At 64.6% G+C, this 24,241-nt stretch carries 19 protein-coding genes; 8 read left to right on the top strand and 11 right to left on the bottom strand.

What is annotated here, in order from left to right:
* Positions 1-55: 55 nt before the first annotated feature.
* From ACFC1W_RS07480 to ACFC1W_RS07455, 6 genes are all read left to right on the top strand, one after another.
* A complete protein-coding gene (locus ACFC1W_RS07480; protein ID WP_375990502.1) occupies positions 56-1,408 on the top strand; it encodes an ABC transporter substrate-binding protein in 1,353 nt (450 codons plus the stop codon).
* A gap of 71 nt (positions 1,409-1,479) precedes the next feature.
* The gene (locus tag ACFC1W_RS07475; protein ID WP_375991453.1) at positions 1,480-2,361 is read left to right on the top strand and encodes a carbohydrate ABC transporter permease; all 882 of its coding nucleotides are present in this window, start codon (positions 1,480-1,482) and stop codon (positions 2,359-2,361) included.
* Complete coding sequence (locus tag ACFC1W_RS07470; protein ID WP_375990499.1) at positions 2,358-3,266, top strand: carbohydrate ABC transporter permease; 909 nt, start codon at positions 2,358-2,360, stop codon at positions 3,264-3,266. The genes ACFC1W_RS07475 and ACFC1W_RS07470 overlap by 4 nt, the downstream gene beginning before the upstream one ends.
* Positions 3,267-3,292: 26 nt before the next feature.
* Entirely contained in the window at positions 3,293-4,357 is a 1,065-nt protein-coding gene (locus tag ACFC1W_RS07465; protein ID WP_375990497.1) for a LacI family DNA-binding transcriptional regulator, read from the top strand.
* A gap of 753 nt (positions 4,358-5,110) precedes the next feature.
* Positions 5,111-6,676: a glycoside hydrolase family 68 protein gene (locus ACFC1W_RS07460; RefSeq protein WP_375990494.1), complete on the top strand. Its 1,566-nt coding sequence runs from the start codon at positions 5,111-5,113 to the stop codon at positions 6,674-6,676.
* A gap of 136 nt (positions 6,677-6,812) precedes the next feature.
* A complete protein-coding gene (locus ACFC1W_RS07455) occupies positions 6,813-8,471 on the top strand; it encodes a GH32 C-terminal domain-containing protein (RefSeq protein ID WP_375990491.1) in 1,659 nt (552 codons plus the stop codon).
* 10 nt (positions 8,472-8,481) lie between these two features.
* On the opposite strand, the gene ACFC1W_RS07450 is transcribed toward ACFC1W_RS07455, so the two are convergent.
* From ACFC1W_RS07450 to ACFC1W_RS07430, 5 genes are all read right to left on the bottom strand, one after another.
* The gene (locus tag ACFC1W_RS07450) at positions 8,482-9,384 is read right to left on the bottom strand and encodes a carbohydrate kinase (protein WP_375990488.1); all 903 of its coding nucleotides are present in this window, start codon (positions 9,382-9,384) and stop codon (positions 8,482-8,484) included.
* The gene (locus ACFC1W_RS07445; protein ID WP_375990486.1) at positions 9,381-9,713 is read right to left on the bottom strand and encodes a putative quinol monooxygenase; all 333 of its coding nucleotides are present in this window, start codon (positions 9,711-9,713) and stop codon (positions 9,381-9,383) included. The genes ACFC1W_RS07450 and ACFC1W_RS07445 overlap by 4 nt, the downstream gene beginning before the upstream one ends.
* 55 nt (positions 9,714-9,768) lie before the next feature.
* Positions 9,769-10,569 (bottom strand): ATP-binding cassette domain-containing protein, encoded by an 801-nt coding sequence (locus tag ACFC1W_RS07440; RefSeq protein WP_375990483.1) that lies wholly within the window; start codon positions 10,567-10,569, stop codon positions 9,769-9,771.
* Positions 10,566-11,600: an ABC transporter permease gene (locus ACFC1W_RS07435; protein WP_375990480.1), complete on the bottom strand. Its 1,035-nt coding sequence runs from the start codon at positions 11,598-11,600 to the stop codon at positions 10,566-10,568. The genes ACFC1W_RS07440 and ACFC1W_RS07435 overlap by 4 nt, the downstream gene beginning before the upstream one ends.
* A 76-nt stretch (positions 11,601-11,676) precedes the next feature.
* Complete coding sequence (locus tag ACFC1W_RS07430; RefSeq protein WP_375990477.1) at positions 11,677-12,789, bottom strand: substrate-binding domain-containing protein; 1,113 nt, start codon at positions 12,787-12,789, stop codon at positions 11,677-11,679.
* Between the two features lie 163 nt (positions 12,790-12,952).
* On the opposite strand from ACFC1W_RS07430, the gene ACFC1W_RS07425 reads away from it, so the two are divergent.
* Both ACFC1W_RS07425 and ACFC1W_RS07420 read left to right on the top strand, forming a co-directional pair.
* Positions 12,953-13,951, top strand: a complete 999-nt coding sequence (locus ACFC1W_RS07425) for a LacI family DNA-binding transcriptional regulator (protein WP_375990474.1) — start codon at positions 12,953-12,955, stop codon at positions 13,949-13,951.
* A gap of 152 nt (positions 13,952-14,103) precedes the next feature.
* On the top strand, positions 14,104-17,625 hold the full coding sequence (locus ACFC1W_RS07420) for a GH32 C-terminal domain-containing protein (protein ID WP_375990471.1): 3,522 nt from the start codon (positions 14,104-14,106) through the stop codon (positions 17,623-17,625).
* A gap of 38 nt (positions 17,626-17,663) precedes the next feature.
* On the opposite strand, the gene ACFC1W_RS07415 is transcribed toward ACFC1W_RS07420, so the two are convergent.
* The 6 genes from ACFC1W_RS07415 to ACFC1W_RS07390 all read right to left on the bottom strand — a co-directional run bounded on the left by ACFC1W_RS07415 (position 17,664) and on the right by ACFC1W_RS07390 (position 24,206).
* On the bottom strand, positions 17,664-18,710 hold the full coding sequence (locus ACFC1W_RS07415; protein ID WP_375990468.1) for a LacI family DNA-binding transcriptional regulator: 1,047 nt from the start codon (positions 18,708-18,710) through the stop codon (positions 17,664-17,666).
* A gap of 106 nt (positions 18,711-18,816) precedes the next feature.
* Positions 18,817-20,043 (bottom strand): glycoside hydrolase family 32 protein, encoded by a 1,227-nt coding sequence (locus tag ACFC1W_RS07410; RefSeq protein WP_375990465.1) that lies wholly within the window; start codon positions 20,041-20,043, stop codon positions 18,817-18,819.
* A 29-nt stretch (positions 20,044-20,072) separates the two neighbouring features.
* Positions 20,073-21,101, bottom strand: a complete 1,029-nt coding sequence (locus ACFC1W_RS07405) for a LacI family DNA-binding transcriptional regulator (RefSeq protein ID WP_375991450.1) — start codon at positions 21,099-21,101, stop codon at positions 20,073-20,075.
* A gap of 37 nt (positions 21,102-21,138) precedes the next feature.
* Positions 21,139-22,494: a right-handed parallel beta-helix repeat-containing protein gene (locus ACFC1W_RS07400; protein ID WP_375990462.1), complete on the bottom strand. Its 1,356-nt coding sequence runs from the start codon at positions 22,492-22,494 to the stop codon at positions 21,139-21,141.
* Positions 22,495-22,518: 24 nt separating this feature from the next.
* Positions 22,519-23,355, bottom strand: a complete 837-nt coding sequence (locus ACFC1W_RS07395) for a carbohydrate ABC transporter permease (RefSeq protein ID WP_375990459.1) — start codon at positions 23,353-23,355, stop codon at positions 22,519-22,521.
* Positions 23,352-24,206, bottom strand: coding sequence for a carbohydrate ABC transporter permease (locus ACFC1W_RS07390; protein ID WP_375991448.1), 855 nt, complete (start codon positions 24,204-24,206; stop codon positions 23,352-23,354). Before ACFC1W_RS07390 ends, ACFC1W_RS07395 begins: the two co-directional genes overlap by 4 nt.
* Positions 24,207-24,241: the final 35 nt, after the last annotated feature.

The following is a 24,241-nucleotide window of genomic DNA, read 5'->3' as shown; positions in this document are numbered from 1 at the left end:
GAGAGACCCGATAACTGAACATCCCGCACCATCCTCAATCAATGGAGATATGGACATGAGAAAGAACCGAATGGTCGCCGCCGCCCTCGCCGCGGCCACCGCAACCGCCCTGGTGCTCACCGGCTGCGCCGGAGGCGGATCCGGAGGGTCAGGCGACCCGACCGACGTGAACCCGGACGGGGAGATCGAGCCCCGCGAGATCTCCTGGCTCCTGTCCCGCCCCGCCGACGGTGGCGTGATCACTGCCATGCAGCAGATCGCAGACGAGTATGCCGAGGAGAACCCCGGGTTCGCCCTGAACCTCATCACCACCCCGGACCGGCCGTCGTACATCCAGAAGTACGAGACGCTCGCAGCGGCGAACAAGCTCCCCGAGCTCTTCGACACCGACGCCACCCCGTTCGCGCAGAAGCTTGCCGACCAGGGGCGGATGGTGGACGCGGAGGCTCTGCTGGAGGACCTCGGCCTCTACGACGACTACCGTCCCGCGGCACTGAACTACCAGCGGTTCGACGACGGGTCGCTGTACATGATCCCGTTCGAATTCCAGCTCGAGTTCTTCTGGTACAACAAGGCGCTGTTCGAGCAGGCTGGCGTCACCGTCCCGGAAACGCTGGACGACTTCCCGGCGATGTGCACCGCGCTTCGCGAAGCGGGAATCACCCCCATCGCGCTGGATGGGCAGGATCAGTGGCCGCTCGAGCGTTACATGGCGTACCACCCGTTCCGCACCGCCGGCCCGGAGTACGTGCAGAAGCTGAAGAAGGCGGAGGCAACGCTCTCTGACGAGACTGGTACCGCCGCGGTGGAGTGGCTCGCGTCGCTCGGTGAGGCCGGCTGCTTCCAGGAGGGGTTCTCCTCCACCGGTTACGCGGACGCTCAGGCGGCGTTCACGTCCGGTAACGCCGCGGTGTACAACATCGGCACGTGGGAACTGTCGAACCTCGCAACCGAGAACCTCGACCCGGCGGTCCGTGACGACATCGACTACTTCACGCTCCCGCTCACCGCTGGCGCTGTTACCGCCGCGAACGAGTACGTCACTCCGTCGGGCATCGGGATGGCTGTCAACAGCAAGACGTACGATCCCCTCGTCCGCGACTTCCTCGCCTTCGCGCTCGAGCGCTACCCCGAGGTCTACGCGCAGACCGGCGCGCTGTCACCCACCTCCACAGTCGAGACCACGATCCCCGCCAATGCAACGCCGCTGTACGAGCGAGCCGTGGATCAGGCGGGCGACGTCGGCGAAGCCATCGCTATGCCCTGGGACACGCAGCTCGACCCGGCGTCGAACACCCGCCTGCAGCAGGAGCTCACCCTGCTCATTCAGGGCGAGATCTCCGCGGAAGAGTTCATCCAGACCATGGATGAGACCATCGCTGAGAACGCGCCAGAGGCGTTCAAGTAAGCCCGGTGGCGGGGGCGACAGTTCGCCCCCGCCACCGCACCACACACGGAAGGCTCACCATGAGCAACAGCATGCTCCCGAGCAGGTCCAAGACCTCCGTCGCCATTTTCCTTATCCCCCCGCTACTCCTGTACGGGATCGCCGTGCTTCTGCCCATCCTGCAGTCGCTATTCCTCAGCTTCTTCCGCTGGGACGGCATCACCGACATGGTGTTCGTCGGATTGGCGAACTACGTTGAGATGTTCACCGGAGACGATGTCTTCTGGATCTCGTTCTTCAACTCCCTGGGCTACCTCGCCATCTGCCTCATCCTGCAGCTGGGGGGCGCGCTCATCGTCGCCAGCCTGCTGCTGACCATTACCCGCGGCCGCGAGCTCGTGAAGACCCTGTACCTGTTGCCGGCGGTCATCTCCACCGTCGCGATAGCACTGCTGTTCCAGCGCATCTACTCGCTCGAACCGCTCGGCCTGCTCAACCAGATCCTGCAGTGGGTAGGCCTCGGGGAGCTGCAGCAGGCGTGGCTGTCGAACGTCAACACGGTGCTCGCCGCAGTGTCGATCCCGGAGGGCTGGCGATTCACCGGCCTCTACATGCTCATCATCTACGCCGCTCTCCTCGCGGTGCCACGCGAGCTCGAAGAGGCGGCGCGCCTGGACGGCGCCAACTGGTGGCAGGTTTTCACTAGGATCCGCTTCCCGTACATCCGACCGGTGTGGATTACCGCCGTGATCATGGCCACCACATACGCGCTGCGCGGCTTCGACATCCCGTATCTCCTCACCAACGGTGGCCCCGGTCAGGCCTCCGAGCTGCTGACGACCTACATGTACAAAACCGCGTTCACCCACACCGACTATGGCTACGCCAGCACGATGTCCGTCTTCATCGTCGCCGAGTGCCTCCTGGCCGTCGGGCTGATCGTTGTTCTCCTCCGTCGAAAGGCCGACGCATGAACGCCTCCGCCGTGGCCACCCGGCCACAACTGCAGTCCCGCCTGGAATCGCGCCCGGAGCCGCCGCGGCGACCTCGCCGCCTGCACCTCCACCAGACGCTGAATTCGGTCGTCATCGCCATCATCGTCGTGGTCCAGGTCTACCCGCTGGCATGGCTGTTCATTTCCAGCGTGCGCACCCCGCAGGACTTCGCCAGCGGCAACCCGTTCGCCCTCCCCACGGAGGTGACCTTCGACAACTACGCCCGCGCGTTCAGCACCGGAAACCTCGGACTGAATATCCTCAACAGCCTCATCGTTACGCTGGGCGCCAGCGTTCTCATCGTGGTCCTGGGCATGATGGCCGCCTACGCGCTGCAGGTGCTGGGCTTCCGGTTCAGCGGCTTCGTCCGCGGTCTGTTCCTCATCGGCATCATCGTGCCGGTGCAGATCGCTTTGGTTCCGCTGTTCGTTGACTACTCAGCGGTCGGCCTTCTCGACACCTACCAGTCGATGATCATCCCGCTGGCCGGCTTCTCCCTGCCGATGTCCATCTACCTATTCTCCTCGTTCTACCAGTACATCCCTCAAGAGACGTACGAGGCAGCTTCGCTGGATGGAGCCGGGCCTTACCGGATCTTCGGTCAGATCACGTTCCCGCTGTCGGTGAACACCATCGTCACCGTGGTCCTGGTCAACAGCATCTTCATCTGGAACGACTTCATCTTCGCCAATACCTTCGTCCTCTCAGATGACCTGAAGACGATTCCGCTCGGTCTGCAGAACTACATCGGCGCGATGGGCAACGTCGACTGGACTGCCACCTTCGCTGCGGTGTGCGTCACGATTACCCCATTGCTGCTGGTGTTCCTCGTGCTGAACAAGGCGATGATCTACGGTCTGGAGAGCGGGGCGACCAAGGGATGAGCGCCTCGCGGCGAAGAGGAACCTTAATGACGACGTCACGCACACCGGCGGTAGGACCCGACGACGAGCCGAGCGCGCGCACATCACCGGTTACGATGCGCGACGTCGCGCAGGCCGCAGGGGTATCCGTGGCCACGGTGTCGCATGTGGTCAACGACAAGCCGGGAGCGCGTATCGGCGACGCCGCACGTGACCGGGTCAAGCAGGCCATCGAGGAACTCGGCTACCGCCCCAACGCGCTCGCGCAGACCCTGGTGAAAGGGAACTCAAAGTTCATCGGCCTGGTCGCCGATGCCATTGCCACCACACCCTTCGCCGGACGCATCATCCAGGGCGCCCAGGACGAGGCGTGGAAGAACGGTTACGTGCTTCTGGTCGCCAACACCGACGGAAACGAGGGCGCCGAGGAGGAAGCCATCAGCATGATGCTCGAGCACAAAGTGCGCGGCATCCTCTACTCCACGTGGTATCACCGCGAAGCGTCAGTCCCTGTCGCGCTCGCGGAGACCGATGCAGTGCTCGTGGATTGCTTCTCTGACAGCGCGGCACTGCCAGCAGTGGTTCCCGATGAGAGGCAGGGGGGCCGGACTGCAACGGAGCTGCTACTCACCGCCGGACATAAGCGCGTCGCCTTCATCAACACCACGACGCCCTCGCCCGCGCAGGCCGGCCGGCTCGCCGGGTACCGTGACGCGCTTGCCCACGCCGGAGCGCCGTTCGACGAGTCGCTGGTGATCGACGCATCGCCCGACCAGGAGGGCGGCTACAGCGCCGCTGCGGAGGTCTTCGCCCAGGGCGCGACAGCGGTCTTCTGCCACAACGACCGTGTCGCGATGGGGTTCTACGATGCCGCCCGCGAACGGAACCTGCGCATTCCTGATGACATCGCGGTCGTCGGATTCGATGACCAGGAGGTCATCAGCGCGCATCTGCGTCCCCCGCTGACCACCGTCGCCCTGCCGCACTACGAGCTGGGGGTCGCCGGAGTTCGCACTCTGCTCGGTCTCGACTCGCCGACTCAGGTCCCGCGGCAGCTCATCGCGTGCCCCCCAGTGCCACGGCGGTCCGTCGGAGCGCCCGCCGATGCGTGAGATCGCAGCGGCCCCACCCACCCGCCCCACACACGCTCGACCGCGCCATGCGGCCGAGCGTCTCCTGTTCTGCTGACCGCCGCCGGGTAGCGCGCCTCTGGCTCGAGAAAGGAGTTTCCAAGCTAGTGCGCCACTGGTAGACGATTGACTCTCGGTCCTTTCGGAGGGGCAAACCGTGAAATCACGGCCCGCCGTACGAAGGACTGTCACTGCGACCGTCGCCGCCGGCTTTGTACCCGCGCACAGCCGTCGCTGCACCACTGCCGAGCCCGGGCGTTAACGCGCAGTCGCGCCCGATGACGCCACAGAACCATTGATCCTGGTGGCCGGCGGCCGGAACGATGGTGCTGCCCCGACCAAAAGGTGCGTTCGTAGGAGCGCCGCACTGTCCGCGTTGCTCGTTAGCGATTGCCGCAGTCCGCTGTCGGAACTGGGCGCTCGTAAACCGTCTTGCCCGCACGGCAAGTTTCGACTGGTGCCAGCGGGCGCGATCTGCTCATATTTCAGCGCCCGTCCGGGCCTCGGTGAGGCAGAAGCTTCATCCAGCGACCTCACGTGCCGAAGGAGCGCGGACGGCGCGTCGTCCGAGGTAGTCGCTGCGCGCCGTGAGCGACGTTGTCCCCCGAAGAGCCGACATGCGCCCAGCACGCCCCCATGCAACTATGGATTCGTCATGCAAAACAGATTTGCATGATCTTCCCCGAATGAGGAGCCATCATGATGCAACCCCCAAAGCGGCGGCCACGTCGCGCGATGAGCGCTGTGCTCACCGCCGCTCTTGTTGCCACGGCCGTGTTCGCCGGCTCGACGGCGGCGACGGCGGCCCCGGACTTGCAGGACGGGCCGGAGCCGACCATTCACTCCCAGAAGGCGTATTCGCCGACCACGAACTTCACGTCCCGGTGGACGCGTGCTGACGCACGTCAGCTCAAGCGGCTCTCCGATCCCGCGGCGCCGTCCCGTGAGAACTCCATGCCGGAGTCACTGACGATGCCTACGGTGCCGCAGGACTTCCCCGACATGTCCAATGAACAGGTTTGGGTCTGGGACACCTGGCCGCTGACCGATAAGGACGGCAACCAGTACAGCGTCAACGGCCAGGAGATCATCTTCTCGCTCGTTGCCGACCGCAGCCTGGGCTTCGACGACCGTCACGTCTACGCCAAGATCGGATACTTCTATCGCGAAGCGGGCATTCCTTTCGAGGATCGACCCGAGAACGGTGGCTGGACGTACGGCGGCCTGGTCTTCAAGGAAGGCGTCACCGGCAAGATTTTCCCGGACCAGAGCTTCAGCCATCAGACCCAGTGGTCTGGCTCAGCGCGCATCTTCAAGGGCGGGCAGATCAAGCTCTTCTTTACCGACGTCGCGTTCTACCGCAACCCCGACGGCAGCAACCGCAAGCCGTATGACCCGCGGATCGCGCTGAGCGTCGGCAAGGTCCACGTCAATAAGCAGGGTGTGAAGTTCACCGGTTTCAACAAGGTAACGGACCTATTGCAGGCCGACGGGAAGTGGTACCAGAACGGTGCCCAGAACGAGTTCTTCAACTTCCGTGACCCCTTCACGTTCGAAGACCCCGCCCGTCCCGGCGAAACCTACATGGTGTTCGAGGGCAACTCGGCCATGCCGCGAGAGAGCGCCAAGTGCACCAAGGCTGACCTCGGGTACCGGCCAGGGGACCCGTATGCCGAGACGGTCGAACAGGTCAACGCCTCCGGGGCGACTTATCAGATCGGCAACATTGGTCTGGCTCGAGCGAAGAACAAGGAGCTTACGAAGTGGGAGTTCCTCCCGCCGATTCTCTCGGCCAACTGCGTGACAGATCAGACCGAGCGGCCGCAGTTCGTGTTCAAGGACGGCAAGTACTACTTGTTCACGATCAGTCATCGCGGAACCTTCGCATCTGGAATTGATGGCCCCGAGGGCGTCTACGGGTTCGTCGGGAATGGAATCCGCAGCGACTTCCAGCCGCTCAACAGCGGCTCTGGCCTCGCTCTCGGAAACCCCACCAACCTGAACTTCCTGGGTGGGCAGCCGTTTGCTCCGGACTTCAACCAGCATCCCGGTCACTTCCAGGCATACTCGCACTACGTCATGCCGGGCGGCCTCGTGCAGTCCTTCATCGACACCATCGGCACGCACGACGACTTCGTGCGGGGCGGAACTCTGGCCCCGACGGTGAAGATGGACATCGGCGTCAACGGTGATCCGGCAACCACGGCTGTCGACTACAGCTACGGGGACGATGGTCTCGGCGGTTGGGCGGACATTCCGGCCAACAAGGTCTTCAAGAACAAGACGGCGGAGAAGCCCTGAGCCACGCTCCGCGGCCCGACGGATCAGCGTCGGGCTACGGATCTGACCTACCCGATGGCGGGGTGCCCCGGATCGCACGGCCCGGGGCACCCCGTCTCGTCATGAATCAAGCCGCCAATGGATGGAACGAGCAAACGTGGACGACAAGCCCACCCCTAGGCCATCGACGACGCGACGTCGGTTGATTGTCACGGGGATCGTCGCGGCTGCCGTGGCGGTCGTGACCATCCTCGTTGTCATCGCGCTTCGGAACCCCGCCGCGCCACCGGAGCCGGAGGTAACGCCGACCCCGGGGACCGCCCCGTACACGCTCACTCCTCGAGACGACCCGTACCGCCCTGCCATTCACCTCACTCCCGAACGGCACTGGATGAACGATCCGCAGCGCCCATTCCTGCTCGGTGGGGTGTGGCACTACTACTACCTCTACAACGAGGACTACCCCGACGGGAACGGGACCGAGTGGTATCACGCGACGTCTACCGACCTGATGAACTGGACCGATCACGGCGTGGCCATCGAGAAGTACACGACGGGGCTTGGCGACATTTGGACCGGTACGGCGGTGGTCGACGAGGAGAACACCGCTGGGTTCGGTGCCGGAGCGGTCATCGCCGTCGTCACGCAACAGGTGGACGGCGTCCAACGCCAGTCGCTGTTCGTGTCTAAAGACGATGGCTACAACTTTGAGCCCTACGACGGCAACCCAGTCATGGAAAACCCGGGAGTGAGAGACTTCCGCGACCCCCGCGTGATTTGGGACGTGCAACGCCGACAGTGGGTCATGGCGCTGGCGGAAGGCGGAAAGATCGGCTTCTACACGTCTTCCGACCTCAAGCAGTGGGTCTACGCCTCAAGTTTCGAGGCTCCCGACCTGGGCGTTCTGGAATGCCCGGACCTGTTCCCCATGGCCGTGGACGGCGACCCCTCCAACATTCGCTGGATCCTGATGGCGGGAGCGAATGGGAGCACTGAGAACATGACCACCGGAACGGTGTACTGGACCGGCTCGTGGGACGGCGGCGGCTTCACAGCCGACCCGACCGCTCACCAGTGGCTGGATCGTGGGGCGGACTTCTACGCCGCAGTCACCTGGGACGATCCCCGCCTACCAGCGGGAGAACGATTGACAGAGCGCTACAGCATCGGCTGGCTCAACAACTGGGCATATGCAGGCCAGCTGCCCACCACGCGCTGGCACGGCGGCTCGGACACTCTCGTTCGCACCCTCACCTTGACGAAGATGACCGACCGGCTGACGCTGACCTCGCGCCCCCTCGATGCACTCGCCTCGCTCGAGGGCGCTCCGCAACCGGTCGAAGCGGTGACGCTCACGCCAGACAATCCCTATCCCCTCCCCGACCCAGCTGCCGACGCATATCGGGTGCGCGCAGAATTCGACGCGGACGCATCCGCCGGCAGCGAAGCGCGCATCCGCATTCCACGCGGAAACGGGACATTTGCAACGGTCGGCTACGACTTCGCGACCCAGACCGCGTTCGTCGCCCGTGATGCCGATGCCATCGCCGCGACCATGCCGGATGCGTATCGCACAATCCGTACGGTGCACGCTCCACCTCGCGAGGGACGCGTGCGGTTGGACATCGTCGTGGACGTCGGCTCCGTGGAGGTGTTCCTGCCGGAGACAGGCGCGTCTCTCTCGATGATTAGCCTCGGAACCACAGACGCAGCCCACCTCGATGTGCAGGCGGTGCGAGCGGACACGGTGCTCCGGGAAGCGTCGGTAACGCCCCTGCGCCCAATGGAAGTCGCCCGTCGCGTCGTCTCAGACTGATCGATCCCGCTCACACACCTGCGGTGAGTTCGTTTGCCCACGGCAGGTCCGCGCCGGCACGTCCGACCGTGATGGCCGCTGCGTCGGCAGCTCGCGATCCCAATTCATAGATCATCTCGTAGGTAAGATCCTTGCCGTGCATGGCAGGATAGTCAGCCACCAGCGATGCCATGAAAGTGTCCCCCGCGCCGATGGTGTCGACGACCGCGGTGCGGCGCCCCGGCACGTGCACGATCTGCCCGTGGGCGCTGAGGATCGCCCCCTCCGCACCACGAGTGACCGCGACCAGATGCGGGCCTAGTTGCCCGATGGTGCGGAGGACCTCGACCTCGTTCGCGCCGGGGTACAAAAAGCCGGCGTCCTCGTCAGATAACTTCACCACCGTCGAACGCCGGGCGAACTCCTCGAACCGGCTGCGGACGCTCGCCGCATCTCCAATCAGCGCAGCCCGGATGTTGGGGTCGAAGGTGACGATCTCCGGATTCAATCGATCCAGTTGCTCCAGCACGAGAGCGTCACCCGGCGCGAGGAAGGCAGCCACCGATCCGGTGTGGACGGTGCGTGGCTTGACCGAGATCTCCGCGGGCGAAGCCAGCCAGGTCAGGCTGAAGTCGTATTGAGCTGACCCGTCCCCGAGAATCCGGGCGTGGGCAGTGGATGTCGGAGCGGCACCGAACGATTCCGCCAGCACCCAGACACCCGAGCGTTCGAGGTGACGTGTGATCAGGCTTCCTCGGCTGTCGCGACCGAGGTTCGTGAGGAGGGCCACGTCGCTTCCGCGGCGGCCCAGCCCTAGCGCCACGTTGGCCGGTCCGCCGCCGGGCATCTCGGTCACCTCGTCGCCGATGGTGGTGATGTCCATCAGCGCCTCGCCGATAACGAGGACATCGGCAGTGGTGATCCCGCCCGTCACTTCTCGCCCACATCCACCCCGTCCCATGCGGCGACATCCAGCGGGCGCAGGAAACTGAGCTCACTCGCAGGTTCTTCGATAAGTGGGGTGAGTGCGGCATTGAATGCGACGCCATCCGCACTAGCGAGATGCGCCTCAAACGCGGCTTGGTCCCGGTACGCCTCGAAGACGTTGAATCGGGCTGACGCGTCGCCCCTGGTGTACACATCGAAACACAGGTTCCCCGGTTCGGCGCGGACCAACTCTGCGTACGCGCTGATGAGCGCCTCAACCTCGAGCGCAACACCTGCGCGTGCAGTGAACTCGGCGTACAGAACCACCGTTCCCATTGCATCAATCCCTTCTGTCAGACCCGCCGCACTCGGCGCATCTGGCTGTCTAGTCTCACGCCTGGGCGGCGCCGGTCATGATCGCCACAGCATCGGTCATCGAGTGAGACTGCGGGGTGATCGTCGCTGCACGCTTGCCCAGCCGTTGCACATGGATACGGTCCGCGACCTGGAACACATGCGGCATGTTGTGGGAGATGAGAATAACGGGCACACCGTGCTCACGCAGGCGTTCGATGAGCTCGAGCACCTGGTTCGATTCCCGCACCCCCAGCGCTGCTGTCGGCTCATCAAGAATTACCACCTTCGATCCGAAGGCTGCCGCCCGGGCGACGGCGACGGCTTGCCGCTGCCCTCCGGACAGATTCTCGACCGCGACGCTCACGTCCTGCAGCGTCGAGATGCCCAGCTTCTGCACCTGCTCGCGCGCTTCCCTACGCATACCAGATTTGTCCAGAGCTCGGAAAACGGAACCGGCGATGCCCGGCTTGCGTCGCTCGCGACCGAGGAACAGATTCGCGGCGACGTCGAGAGCCGGCGACACGGCAAGGTTCTGATACACGGTCTCGATGCCCGCCGCTCGCGCATCCTGCGGACGCTTGAAGTGCACTTCACGGCCGTCCAGCAGTAGCTGCCCTTCGTCGGGGATGTATGCGCCCGTGAGACATTTGATCAGCGTGGACTTGCCAGCGCCGTTATCGCCGATCACGGCCAGCACTTCGCCGGCGTGGAGTTGCAGGCTCACGCCGTCCAGACCGACGACGCGGCCGAACGTTTTCACCAGTCGTTTGGCTTCGAGGACTGGGACGCCGACCGGCGTCGGGGCGGGCTCGACGGCATCTTCGATGAGGCTCACTTGCGTACCTTCCTGATCCACTGGTCGACGGCGACCGCGACGATGACGAGGATTCCGATGGCGAGGGTCTGATAGAGCCCGTCCACGCCCGCGAGGAAGAGCCCATTGCGGAACACTCCAACGATGACGGCGCCGAGCAGGGTCCCCCAGATCACCCCGCGACCGCCAAAGAGGGAGGTCCCGCCGATGACGACGGCTGTGATCGAGTCGAGGTTGAGGTCGGCGCCGGCGTTCGGGCTTGCCGCGCCGGACCGTCCGATCTGGATCCACGCCGCGACCGCGAGCACTGCACCAGCCGCGATGTACACGCTCATGAGCACGCGACTAGTCGAGATGCCGGCAAGACGAGCGGCTTCAGCGTCGTCGCCAACGGCGTAAACGTGCCGACCCCACGCGGTGCGGCCCAGGACGTACGCGACCACCACGTACAGGGCCAGCATGATGATCACCCCGACCGTGAGTCTGATATCTCCGACGGGAAGCGCGGTGGCGGTCCATGTGAGAAGGTCAGGCATCTCCGCTTTTCGGACGGTTTGCCCGCCGCTGTACAGCAGCGTGAGGGCCACGAAGATGTTGAAGGTTCCGAGCGTCGCGATGAAGGGGGGCAGTTTCACGCGAGTGACGAGGAAGCCGTTCAATGCTCCCGCGGTCAGCGCCGCAACCAGTCCGGCAAACAACGCCAGCGGCGCCGGAAAGCCGTTGTGGAAGGCGGTCTGAGCCATCACCATGGACGCCAGGATCATCGCAGCGCCGACGGACAGGTCGATGCCTGCGGTCAGGATGATGAGCGTCTGGGCTATCGCCACCGTCCCGACGACGGACACCTGGTCGAGGACGAGCGACAGGTTGGCGGGTGCGAAGAAGCGGGGATTGATGCTGCCGAAGACAATGATCGCCAGGACCAGGACAACGGCGGGGCTGATTGCGGGATAGCGGTGCAGCAGACCGCGGACGCGGTCCAAGGGCGTTCGCCGGTCGAGGAACTCGGCGGCAAGATCGAGGGTGGATGTCGGCGGGGCTGGTTGAGTCACGGGGTCACTTCCAAAGAGTTGGGGGAGGACGCCGCGGTCGACGGGATGAGTCGGCCGCGGCATCCTTCGGGGCTGCTTACTCGCCTCCCCAGCAGATCTCCGTCGCCGCGGCGGTGTCGATGGACTCCACACCTTCGGCCGGCTGGTCGGTGACCAGAGCGACACCGGTGTTGAAGAAGTCGAGGCCATCGCTGGTCTGGGGCGCTTCACCGGTCTCGACAAGCTCGACGATTGCTTCCACGCCGAGTTCGGCCATCTTCACGGGGTACTGCTGGCTGGTGGCGTCGATGATGCCGTCAGCTACCTGTCCGACGCCGGCGCAACCGCCGTCGACGGACACGATGATCACGTCGTCCGCGGTCTTTCCGGCTGCCTCGAGTGCCTGATACGCGCCGTAGGCGGCGGGTTCGTTGATGGTGTAGACCACGTTGATGTCGGGGTTCTTGGCGAGGAGGTTCTCCATTGCGGTGCGACCGCCGTCTTCGGCTCCCTGCGAGGCCTCATTGCCGACGATGGTGTAGTTGCCGCCCGCACCACCGGAGTAGGAGCCGGTGGCCTCCTCGTCGCCGTTGATGGTGTCGTCACCCAACTCGATGCCGAGCCCGTCCAGGAATCCCTGGTCGCGGTTGTAGTCGACGGTGACCGCCTTGTCGTCGAACAGGTCGATTAGTCCGATGACCGCGTCGCCGCCGTCGAGGGTGGCTGCCGTCCACTGGCCGATGTACTGACCGGCAAGGTAGTTGTCGGTCGCGAACGTGATGTCGACCGAGTCGGCGGGGTCGGGAACGGTGTCCAGTGCGATGACGAACAGTCCCGCGTCGCGTGCCTTGGCGATGGCGTCCAGCACCGCGGGCCCGTTGGGCGTGATGAGGATGCCGGCGTCACCCTTAGAGATCGCGGCCTCGATGGCCTGGATCTGGGTGTCTTCGTCCCCGTCCTCCTTGCCCGCGGCGAGCGTCAGATTGACCCCGTTCTCCTCCGCGGCCGCCTTGGCGCCTTCCTGCATTGCGATGAAGAAGGGGTTGGAGTTGGTCTTGACGATCAGCGAGACGCCGATCTCCTCGGATCCTCCGCCGGATGGTGAGGTAGCGGTTGTTCCGGCACAGCCTGTGAGGGCGAGTGCCGCCGCGGCGGAGATGGCGAGCGCTGAGGTCAGGGTCTTTCGTCCCTTGTGCATGTGGATCTTCATTGAGTTCCTCTCGGCGAGCGTTGCCTGATTGACAACGATGTCAGCAGCGTTTCTACCTCAGCATTCCAGTACAGTCAAGACAGCCGTTCGAATCTGAGACAGGATTGTGACACCGATGTCAGCCTCCGTTGCCACGACCACTGCCCGCCGACCAAGGGCCACCATGAAGCAGGTTGCCGCGCTGGCCGGCGTGGGCATAAAGACCGTGTCGCGAGTGATCAACGACGAACCGAACGTTGCTGCCAGTACGGCGGAACGGGTGTGGGCCGCGGTGCGGGCGTTGGATTACCACGTTGATCTGCAGGCCGGGAGCCTGCGCCGCAGTGACGGACGCACGCGGACGCTCGGGCTTCTGGTGGGCAGCGTTGACAACCCCTTTTCCGGCGCGATTCAGCGGGCCGTGGAGGATGCCGCGACCGCCCGCGGTGTGGCAGTATTCGCGACCAGTCTCGACGATGACCCTGACCGTGAGGAGCGCGCTGTGGCCGCGTTCTTGCAACGGCGAGTTGACGGGTTGATCCTGACCTCCGCAGGGCGACGACAGAATTATGTCACCCACCTTCAAGACCGCGGCATTCCAGTCGTCTACATCGACCGCGAGCCCGGGGATCCCTCGTTTGACACGGTCGTCAGCGACAATCGGACGGCGGCAAGGCAGGCCACCGAGCATCTGATCAATCACGGCCACCAGCGCATCGCTCTTCTCGCTGACCGACGGGTTATTCGGACTGCCGCCGAGCGAGAGCAAGGATTTGTGGAGGCAGTCCGCAACGCAGGAATCCCGGCTGCTCTCACACCCGTCGTCACCGAGCTCGCCGACACCGAAGCCGCTCATCGCGCCCTGCATGTATTGCTACGCAGCGACCACCCGCCCACTGCCGTGTTCAGCGCGCAGAACCTGATCACTATCGGCGCACTCCATGCCCTCCGCGACACCGGGAGGCAGTACTCCACTGCGCTCATCGGATTCGATGATGTTCCTCTGGCCGATCTCCTCGAACCGGCAGTCACCGTGATCGCCCAGGATCCTCACGGAATTGGCCGAACTGCAGTCGAGCGCATCTTCGCCCGCCTCGAGGGTGACACCACCGCGCCCCGCCATCACGTCATTGCGACGACGCTGATCGCCCGGGGAAGCGGAGAAATCCGCGCTCCGCAGTAGAGCACGACAACAATGTCTGGTGAGGTTGCGCATCCGGCGTTGCTTTGTCCGCTGGACAATCCGTACGATCTCGCCCTAGCTACTGACATCGATGTCAGTAGCTGTCGGCTCAGTCCGACCCACGAGGGATCGCCAAGGAGGGCGAGCATCAGATGGTGCGATCAGCACGGTGGGCAGCAGTCTCACGACACGAAGCTCGACAGAAGAAGATCAGAACCGCCGGCATAGCAGCGGTGGTCGGAGCGGCCGTTGTCGTCGGCGGCCTCGGTCCGCTGGCGCCAGCGAGTGCGACCACTCCAGGCGACCAGGCGTATCGTCCCGGAGTGCACTTCACGCCCGCGGAGAACTGGATGAACGACCCGAACGGGATGGTGTACGTCGATGGCACCTACCACCTCTACTTCCAGCACAACCCGCAGGGCACACGCTGGGGCAACATGAGCTGGGGGCACGCGACGTCTGAAGACCTGCTCCACTGGGAGCAGCAGCCGCTGGCCATCCCGCAGACCTTCGACGCGGACGGCCGACCCATCGAGAGCATCTTCTCGGGCTCGGTGGTCGTCGATGAGCACAACACCTCCGGCTTTGGTGAGGGCACGAGAGCTCCGCTGGTAGCTATCTACACCAGCGCGTACGAGGCTTCTCACCCCACCCTCGCCGGCAAGCAGGCTCAGTCCCTCGCATACAGCACCGACGGGGGCTACACCTGGACGAAGTACAGCGGAAACCCAGTGGTGAACCGCGATTCCGCCAACTTCCGCGACCCAAAGGTGTTCTGGTATGACGGCCCTGCGGGAGCCTACTGGGTGATGGTCGCTGTCGAGGCGCTCGATCACAAAGTCGTCTTGTACAAGAGCGCTGACCTGAAGACGTGGGAGCACCTGTCCGACTTCGGTCCGGCAAACTCGGTCGGTGGTATCTGGGAATGCCCTGACCTGTTCGAGCTTCCCGTCGACGGGGACCCTACCGACACCAAGTGGGTGATGGTGGTCAACCTCAACCCCGGCGCCGTTGCCGGCGGCAGCGGCGGACAGTACTTCGTCGGCGAGTTCGACGGAGTCACCTTCAGCAGCGAGACCACTGAAGGCTCGCAGACCCTCCCTGCCGGGGCGGTATATGCCGGCTTCGATGAGGGGACCTACGACGGATGGTCCGTGGGCAACGAACCAGGAAACTGGAAGGAAGGTCCGTGGGGACCTGCTCCTGCGTCGGGCAGCCTGCCGGGGCAGAACCCGGTGTCAGGATTCGTGGGGGCCGGGCTCGTCAACGGGTTCAACGACGGGGACTGGCCGCTCGGGACACTGGAATCGCCCACCTTCACCGTCGAAAGCGACTACATCAACTTTCTGGTCGGTGGCGGTCGGCACCCGCACGTTGCGGGCACGCAGCTGAGCAACGACCCTCCCGCGGGAACCACGGTGATCGACTTCGAACTGCCTGATGGGCAGAACCTGACGGATGCCGGGTGGGCGATCACTGGTGACTTCGCGACAGACCCGGCGCGAAACCCCTCTACCGCCGGCGGCGATTACTACCTCGGCGCGAAACGGCTAAACACATGGGAGGGTGGCCCGCGCGGTGACGACAATGTTGGAACGCTCACCTCGCCGACGTTCGAGCTCACCGGAGACCACGTCTCATTCCTCATCGGAGGCGGCAAGCGCACCGACGGCACGCTGCAGGCGGAACTCGTCGTCGACGGCGCCGTCGTCCGTAACGAGACTGGTCCGGAAGCCGGTCAGCTGAACTGGCGGTCTTGGGACGTCTCGGAGTACCGCGGACAGCAGGCGCAGTTGCGGATCCGCGATGAGGCGACAGGGGGATGGGGCCACCTCACCTTCGACCACGTCGTGGTCGGCGACGCGCCCGCCAAGGCTCGTTCGGACGAGACTTCGGTGAACCTCGTCGTCGATGGGGAGATCGTACGCACCGCGACCGGCGCGAACAGCGAGACCCTGGACTGGGCGAGCTGGAACGTCAAGGAGTTCGCAGGACGCGAAGCAACGATTCGAGTCATCGACAACAACCGCTTCGGGTGGGGGCACATCCTCGTTGACCAGGTGATGTTCGCCGACACCGCCGCCCTCACGCGGCTCGAAAGCTACGACTGGCTCGACTGGGGCCGCGATTATTACGCGGCAGTGTCCTACTTCGGAACTCCGACGGACTCTCGAATCATGCAGGGGTGGATGAACAACTGGGATTACGCCAACGACATTCCCACCAGCACGTGGCGCAGCAGCATGTCGCTTCCGCGGGAGGTGACGCTCGTATCCACCGCGGACGGCCCTCGACTGAGGCAACGGGTGGCGCCTCAGATGGAGGACCAACTCCAGACGGATGACACCCGGACCCTTTCCCACATCCGAGTAAACGGTGAGTCCGACCTCGGACTGTCCGGCGACCTGGTCAAGCTCGAAGTCCTGCTTCGCCCCGGCGACGCAGACCGTGCCGGTATCCGCGTCCATGGTGACAACGATTCGGGCACCCTCATCGGTTACGACGCCGAAGTTGGGCGTGTCTTCCTGGACCGCCGTGACTCCGGAAACATCGGGTTCCACCCGGCATTCGCCTCCGTCGAGGACGCGCCTCTGGCACTGAGTCCCGATGGGACGGTCGAGCTCGAGGTGTACCTCGACCGTGCGTCGGTCGAAGTGTTCGCCGGGGACGGGATGCGGACCATCACTGATCAGGTGTTCCCCGACGCTGGGGCAACTGCCATCACGGCGTGGTCCAGCGGCGGTGAGGCTGTAATCGAGCGGATTGCGGTTACACCGATCACTCCCTCGATGTGGCAGCGGCCCGAGCCGGTCGCGCCCGATGCACCGCCCTCGGTGGCTGCGGCTGCCCGAGGCAACGACATCGAGTTGACCTGGACCGCACCCGCTGCGGATGGTGGCAGCGCGATTACCGAGTACCGGGTGTACCGCGAAGGCGTGGAGGACCCCATCGCCAACACGACCGCGAGGAGCTACACCGTCGCAGGCCTGACACCGGGCACCAGCGTCCGCTTCGCGGTTGCCGCTGTGAACGAGGCTGGTGAGAGCGAGCGTTCGGCATGGTCGGAGACCGTCATCGTGCCCGACGGCGCAACAGCTGCTCCCGCACGTGGACGTCTGTCCCACGACAACGGTTGGGACACCGGGCTGGCCGATGGTGATTACACGGTGTCGATGAACCTACCTCACGGCCAGAACGGCTCATCGCTACGCCTTTTCGAGAACGGGGCGGTTGTGAAGACGGTCCCGCTCGAATACAAGGGGACCGCGCCACAGGAGGCGAAGGTTGCGATCACCGGAAAGCCGAACGGCGTGTATGTGTACACGGGCGAGCTCGTCAACTCGAAGGGCGTGACGGCGACAACCTCTGTCACCGTCAAGGTGACCCAGGCGTCCCCTGGTACGCCGGTGCTCTCGCATGACAATTGGGACGGCGACGGCAACTACCGATTGACGGCCAACCTGTGGTGGGGCACGAACGCTACCTCGTATCGGTTCTACGAGGGAGCCGTCGTGATCGCCGAAGGCGAGCTTGTCGCGGCGACGCCGACGGCGCAATCGGCGACGGCAACGGTCAGCGGCGCCTCGAAAGGGAAGCACACCTACCGGGTGGAGTTCATCAACGCCGCGGGTGCGACGATGAGTGCGCCGGTAACGGTCACCGTCAAGCGGTGACATCTGGGCGGGGTGTCGGCGCGCCGACACCCCGCCCTTCAGTCGACCGCAGCGACGGACCCACGCTCGACGAGCCACCCGTCCATCAGACGCAGTTCCGGCGGACCCACCTCCGCGCCGTCAAGCCGAGCGATGAGCCGTGTCATAGCCCATGAGCCCATCTCGGCATGCGGAAGTGCGACGGTGGTCAGTCCGGGGTCGAGCGCGTCGGCGACCGGATGCAAGTCATCAACCCCCACCACTGAAAGACCCTCGGGAACTCGGATGCCCTGCCGGGCGGCAGCCTGCATCACGCCCATTGCAACTTGATCGTTGAAGCAGACGATGCCGGTGGGTCGATCAGGGAGAGCAAGCAGCTGCTCCCCGGCTGCACGGCCACCAGCGGCGGTGGAGACGACCCAGGCGATATGGTCGTTGGAAAGATCCAGCCCTCGCTCCCCCAGCGCAGCCCTGATCCCGATGAGTCTTGCACGCGCAGCGCGCGACTGGTCGACCGTGTTGGCCAACGCGATGCGACGATGACCGGCGTCCAGTAGCCGATTCGTGGCGAGCATCGCGATCTGCGCCTCATCTGGAATGACGGCGTCCGCCTCCCATCCAAGCTCTGGTGCCGCATTCAGCAGTACGACGGGGAGATCGGCGGGAAGCACAGGGTGGTCAATACGTTGGTGGTACATCCGTGCGAGCAAGATGCCATCTACGCGCTGCGCGGTCAGCCGTTCAATAAGGGACTGCTCTCGCTCGGGCTCGCCGTCGGATTCGGCCACCAGCAGAAGGATGTCTCGCTGATGCCCTGCCGCCCGGGCCCCGGAGATCAGGCGGCCCGCGAATGGCGTCGTGGAGACGTGGTCGCCGATGAAGCCGACTAGGCTCGTGCGCCGCCTTCGGAGCCCACTGGCGATTCGATCAGGGACGTAGCCGAGACGAGCCGCAGCCTCGAGAATTCGGTCGCGGGTCTGCGGGTTTACGGTGCGGGCGCCGCTCATAGCGTGGGAGACCGTGGTGATGGAAACGCCTGCAGCGGCGGCGACATCGGCGATCCGTGCACGAGGCGCTCGATTGGCGCGTTCGATGTCGGTCCCCATCGGAACAGGATAACGGCGTGATGCGGTGACGAAGGGGAGGCGCCGGACGTCCGCCGATGGTCGGAGCGGCGCGTCAGCCCCTTTGTCGAAACCAGGAGCCGTGCACCTACGCCAGTGGATACACCTCGAGTTCGCCGGCGGACACCGAGATCTCTAGGTCCTGACCGGCCGGTTGTGCCGCCGCCGCAAGAACGCCGGCGAGTGAGGACACTTCGAGCACTGGGCCGTCCAAGATCACACGGAGCGTCCCCTGAACGGGGAAGACTACGGTGCCTGAAGCCGTGGTGACCGATGCTTCGCCGCCCGAGAGGGCGACGGTGACAGCCACCTGCCCCCCGGATCGAACGGTGAGTGTTCCCAGGGTGGAAGCCCAGTCGATGTCCGCGGCAAGGCTGGGCACCCTTCCATCGACGGACCGTTCACGGCGATGCGCCGCAACGTCCGGGTGCGGGCGAGCGACCAGTCGCCCCTCGCTGATCTCTAGGCGGTACGGGACGCTGTGCGCGCCGGCCCACCCGTCGCCTTGAATACCTCGCAGCCAGAAGCTGAGGGTGAGCTGGCCGTCCGCGTCAGTAAACAGGGAGGGCGCATACAGGCTGTCACCCCAGGTGAGCCGTCCCCACTGATTCGGACTGAACTGGCCATCGCTGAAGGAGCCCAGCGCGTACGCGGCGTAGTGAAGCACATCGGCGTCCCAGACCGAGGACACCATCACCGATCCTCCGCCGAGGTCGAACACTTGCGGGCACTCCCACAACGCCCCGGCCCAGACCGGCTCTTGTTCGGAGGTGTGCCGCTGCAGTGCGACTCCCTCGTACTCCCAAACAGCCAGATCCGGTGACGTGTAGGTCAGCGCCATGGCGGTGCCGTCGCGCCCTGCGGCACCAACGAACATCCGCCAGATGTCGCCATCACGACGAATGAAGGGGTCACGGAAAGCTATAAGGTCCAGGCCTGCGGGGGCCTGGACGACAACGTCACCCTTCACCCAGGAGTTCCATTCTTCATCCGCGGGGTGTGCGACACGTACCCGACCGATCCCGAAGTCCGGAATCGACGTCGCCGTGTAGAACGCAGTCGTGTCGCTGCCGTCCTCGACGATGCATCCCGTCCAGATTCCGTCGTCGCCGTCACCTGGGGCGATGGCAACGGGCTGTTCGGTAAGTGTGAGCAGGTCAGATCCTGTGGCGTGACCCCAGTTGCAGTTGGGGGCCCAGACGGTCCGGTTCGGAACGTACTGATAGAACACGTCGTACTTCCCGTCCCGGGCGGTAATGCCGTGAGGGTCGTTGATCCAGCCCGATGCGGGAGTGAAATGGAGCGCAGGGCGCATCGTGGTTTTGACCTTTCAGGTGCTCAGAGTCAGGTGGTGCGGGGAGGCGCGACGGACTCCCGATGAACAATTGGTCCGCGCAGGAGCGCTGTGGGCACGTTGCCGTTGCCACCGTCAATTCGGTTGAACAGCCGCTCTGCTGCCCACACACCCATGTCGTAGTGGGGCAGCTCAATCGTCGTCAGCCCGGGGTAGATGCCGTCCGCGACGTACTCCTGATTGTCGAAGCCGACAATCGACAGATCCTCCGGGACTCGAAGCCCGAGTTCTGCTGCAGCGCGGTACGCGCCCATCGCAAGCCGGTCGTTGAAGCAGAAGATCCCGGTGGGTCGCGGCTGACGAGTGAGGAGCTCCATCGCGGCGGCGTACCCGCCCGGGGATTCGGATTCCACGGCGACGACAGCGAGCTCCTCGGGAGCGATTCCTTCCTCCCCCAGCCGCTTCCGGAACCCTTCCAGCCGGCCCGACGACGCCGGGATGTCGTCGACGTTGTTGATGAAACCCAAGCGCCGGTGGCCGGCCTCCAGGAGGATGCTCGCGGCGTCGCGGCCGCCCGAGACCTCGTCGGGCGCAACCCACGGCACACCGGGCGTGGCGCACTCCGCGTTCAGGAAGACAGTCGGGACGGAGGCAAGTCGCGCTGGCAGTTGCACATCGCGGTGAAACATGGACGCGTAGATGACGCCGTCCACTTGCCGCCGGAGGAACTCGTCGATGGCGCGCACTTCCACATCGCGCTGGTAGCCGGTTGAGACCACGAACATGACAGCGTCTCGCGCCATCGCCACTTCCTGCGCGCCAAGGATGAGTTTGCCCGCGAACGGAGTGGTGACGATCTCGTCGCCGATCAGGCCGATGGTGTTCGACCTCTGGGTGCGGAGGGACTGGGCCAGTCCGTTCGGAACGTAGCCGAGGCGCTGGGCGACCTCATGGATCCGATCCCGGGTCACCGGGTTGACGCGAAGCCCGGCGACATCGTTGAGGACATGCGACACCGTGGTGATCGACACGCCGGCTTCGGCTGCGACCTGCTTGATCGTGACTCTGGGTTGCTTCAACTCTGTGTTCTCTCGGGATGGGATGGCGCGATTGTCATCAGCGACGCGTGCCAACCGGGGGCACCGACGGGGTCGGACGGAATGCGTTCACAGCCCTGTCTACGACAACTTGGTCCTCGCGGCCAGAATCGAGAACCGTGTTGCCGGTTGCGGCGCTCTCGACGAGGACGGTCGTGACGGCAAGATCCTGGGCTGCGCCGGTTGAGAGCAGCGCGTCGACTTGTGCGGCGTAGCAGGAGTCGCTGGTCGTGGCGTGGACGTCCCGTGCGACGATGTGGTTCGTGGCGATGTAATTGCCCGCGCCGGATTCCACACGGATGATTGCCGGCGTCGCGCCATCCGGGCGAATTGTTCCCTGGTCGATGATCGCGGAGAAGTGGTTGCCGACGACCGAGTTGTTGCTGCCGCTGATGCGCAGCAGGCCGTACAGGTCGTCGAGCCCGTTGTCCACACCGAGGAAGGGCGTCCACGGTTCGTGGTCCCGGAGGAAGTGATTGGAGGACACCAGGTTCTCCGAGCTGTCCGCTTCGAGAACGACCATTCCGGGGTAGAACGAATGGAGCCGGTTGTTGGTCAGACTGGAGCGGGTCACGCCGCGCAAGCGGATGCTGCTCTCACCGCGCGGGAACACGTTGTTGGCGGTGATGAGTAGCCCACCGTGGTTCTCGGCATAAATGGAGTGACCCGCAGGGCCGGCCCCGATCATGTTGTCGGTGATCTTGGACGCCTGGCCCCAATCGCGCAGTTCGATGCAGGTCCCGCACTCCGCGATGAAGTTGTCATGGATGGACAGGGCGTCGGCCTTGCAGATGGTCAGAGCATGCTCGAGGTAGATGAAACCCATCCCCCGCACCTTGAACGAGTCGTTCGGGTCGACGACGTGGATGCCGGTCTTGCCGTTGACGTAGGAGTTCTCCGGGTTTGCGCCGGGTCCATTGCCGGTGTAGTGAAGTCCGTCGATGCAGAAGTCGATGAACTCGACAGAGCTGATCCGCGGGTCTCCGCTGCGCGCAACGCGGAACGCGGCGCCGTCGTCCTGGGCCTGACTTGGGTGAATGGGCAGGTCGACGAGGATGCGGCTACCGCCCGGCCACAGCTCGTGAAGTCCGGGCCACTCGGCCTCCGGCACGTTGAATCGGATGCTTGACGACGTGAACCCGTGGCCCGACCCCTGAATGCGGATGAAGCTGACGTCGATGAGCACCTGGGTGCGCAGGCGGTAATCTCCGGGTGGGATGTAGATCACGGCGCCGGGCTTGCCCAACCCGTCCGAATCTGAGTTCTGCTGTCGTTCCTTCACATGGTTGATGATGCTGTTGATCACCTCACCGATGTCGTCGACGGGGTTCCCCCGCGGCCATGCGGTGACGTCGTAGAAGTTGCTGTTCGACATGTGGTTCTCCGTGGTGTCGGTGTCTCAACCCTTGACGGCGCCCAGCGTCAGGCCCGCGACGATCTGACGCTGCAGGAACAGTGTGAGGAGGATGACGGGGACAGAGTAGACCGCAGCCAGGGCAGTCATCCCGCCCCAGTCCAGCCCGAACTGGCTCTGGAAGTTCGCGATGACGACAGGGGTGGTCTGGGCGCGGACGGAGGTAAGCAGCAGCGCGAAGAGGAACTCGTTCCACGAGGCGAGGAACGCAAAGATCGCGGTCACAGCCAGCCCCCCGGAGACGACCGGCAGGACAACACGCATCATCGCCTGGAACCTGTTGCAGCCGTCGACTTCGGCTGCCTCGCTCAGTTCGTCTGGCACGGCCTCGAAGAAGCTCGCCATCAGCCAGATGGACAACGGCAACGAGATGGTCGTGTGCGCCAACGCCAGGCCAAAGGAGGTATCGGTGAGACCAAGGGTGCGCATCACTTCGATGAGCGGCGCGCCGACCGCGATGGTGGGAACCATGCGGGTGACGAGTGCGGCGACGATGAACACGCGGCCGCTCGGTGTGCGGAACCGTGTGATCGCATAGGCGGCGGGCACCGCAAGCACCAACGAGAGCACCGTGGAGATCACCGCAGTGACGACGCTATTGATGAGCGCTTCCGGAACCCCCTCGCGCGTCAGAGCGGACACGTAGTTGTCGAGCGTCCAGGTCTCTGGCCAGACGGACGGCGGCACGGCGATGGCGTCCAGCGGCGGCTTGAACGAGGTCAGCAGCAGGTAGAGGAACGGGAAGCCGTAGAGGATGATGGCGGTCGCGAGCAGCACCCACAGCAGGATGCGGCTCTTGCCGCGCGTCTCGAGAGGGTTCATCGTGCGCTGCCTCCTGGCCGCCAGATCAGCATGATGGCGGCGATAGCGACGGCCAGCATGACGATGAGGTAGACAGTGCCCATGGCGCTGGCCAGTCCGGGGTCGCCGAAGCGCGTCATGGTTCGGTAGATGAGTAGGCTCAGTGTGGTGGTGCTGCCCTGGGGGCCCCCGTCGGTCTGGATCAGGATGATGTCGAACGCTCGAGCAGCGTCAATGCCGCGGACAATGAGGGCGACCGCGATGACCGGACGCAGCAGCGGGATGATGATGCTGAACAAGATGCGCGGGTATCGGGCGCCGTCGATACGGGCCGCCTCGATCACGTCGCCGGGGACGTTCTGCAGGCCGGCGAAGAGAACCAGCGTGATGAATGATGTGGTCAGCCAGATGTCGGGGATGGCGACCGAGAACAGCGCGATGTTCGGGTCGCTGAGCCATTGGATCTGGTCGGGGCTGGAGAGGATCCCCGCTTCGTAGAGCAGTTGGTTGACGATGCCGAAGTTGTCGATTAGCAGGAACCGCCACAGCAAGCCTGCCACGACGGGGGCGATCATCAGCGGGTACATGAACACGGTGCGGAACACCGCGGAGCGCTTGCCGAGGGCGGTGAACAGCAGCGCCACCGCGAGTCCGAGCACGAACTCGGCTGCGACCACGAACACGGTGTAAATGACTGTGCGCACTGATGCCGACTGGAACGCTTCCGAGGCGAACGCCGTGGCGTAGTTGGCGGACCCCACGAAGGTCCGGGGCGCGCCTGCGAACGGGGAAATTTCGAAGAAGCTGTCGTAGACGAAGCGGATCAGCGGCCACACCACGAATCCAGCGAGGAATAGGGCAGCGGGCGCCATCAGCAGCAACGCGAACCGGCGGTCACCGGCGTCCT

The sequence above is a fragment of the Microbacterium sp. NPDC056003 genome, assembly GCF_042274785.1.
Lineage (GTDB): Bacteria > Actinomycetota > Actinomycetes > Actinomycetales > Microbacteriaceae > Microbacterium.
Note: the sequence above shows the minus strand (reverse complement) of the source record. Positions and strands in the feature narration are given on the sequence as shown.

What these genes read in the sequence shown, in the direction of transcription:
- ACFC1W_RS07465 (WP_375990497.1), top strand. Translation starts at nt 3,293, where the DNA reads ATGACGACGTCACGCACACCGGCGGTAGGACCCGACGACGAGCCGAGC.
- ACFC1W_RS07470 (WP_375990499.1), top strand. Translation starts at nt 2,358, where the DNA reads ATGAACGCCTCCGCCGTGGCCACCCGGCCACAACTGCAGTCCCGCCTG.
- ACFC1W_RS07460 (WP_375990494.1), top strand. Translation starts at nt 5,111, where the DNA reads ATGAGCGCTGTGCTCACCGCCGCTCTTGTTGCCACGGCCGTGTTCGCC.
- ACFC1W_RS07445 (WP_375990486.1), bottom strand. Translation starts at nt 9,713, where the DNA reads ATGGGAACGGTGGTTCTGTACGCCGAGTTCACTGCACGCGCAGGTGTT.
- ACFC1W_RS07420 (WP_375990471.1), top strand. Translation starts at nt 14,104, where the DNA reads ATGGTGCGATCAGCACGGTGGGCAGCAGTCTCACGACACGAAGCTCGA.
- ACFC1W_RS07475 (WP_375991453.1), top strand. Translation starts at nt 1,480, where the DNA reads ATGCTCCCGAGCAGGTCCAAGACCTCCGTCGCCATTTTCCTTATCCCC.
- ACFC1W_RS07400 (WP_375990462.1), bottom strand. Translation starts at nt 22,494, where the DNA reads ATGTCGAACAGCAACTTCTACGACGTCACCGCATGGCCGCGGGGGAAC.
- ACFC1W_RS07415 (WP_375990468.1), bottom strand. Translation starts at nt 18,710, where the DNA reads ATGGGGACCGACATCGAACGCGCCAATCGAGCGCCTCGTGCACGGATC.
- ACFC1W_RS07480 (WP_375990502.1), top strand. Translation starts at nt 56, where the DNA reads ATGAGAAAGAACCGAATGGTCGCCGCCGCCCTCGCCGCGGCCACCGCA.
- ACFC1W_RS07390 (WP_375991448.1), bottom strand. Translation starts at nt 24,206, where the DNA reads ATGGCGCCCGCTGCCCTATTCCTCGCTGGATTCGTGGTGTGGCCGCTG.
- ACFC1W_RS07425 (WP_375990474.1), top strand. Translation starts at nt 12,953, where the DNA reads ATGAAGCAGGTTGCCGCGCTGGCCGGCGTGGGCATAAAGACCGTGTCG.
- ACFC1W_RS07395 (WP_375990459.1), bottom strand. Translation starts at nt 23,355, where the DNA reads ATGAACCCTCTCGAGACGCGCGGCAAGAGCCGCATCCTGCTGTGGGTG.
- ACFC1W_RS07430 (WP_375990477.1), bottom strand. Translation starts at nt 12,789, where the DNA reads ATGAAGATCCACATGCACAAGGGACGAAAGACCCTGACCTCAGCGCTC.
- ACFC1W_RS07410 (WP_375990465.1), bottom strand. Translation starts at nt 20,043, where the DNA reads ATGCGCCCTGCGCTCCATTTCACTCCCGCATCGGGCTGGATCAACGAC.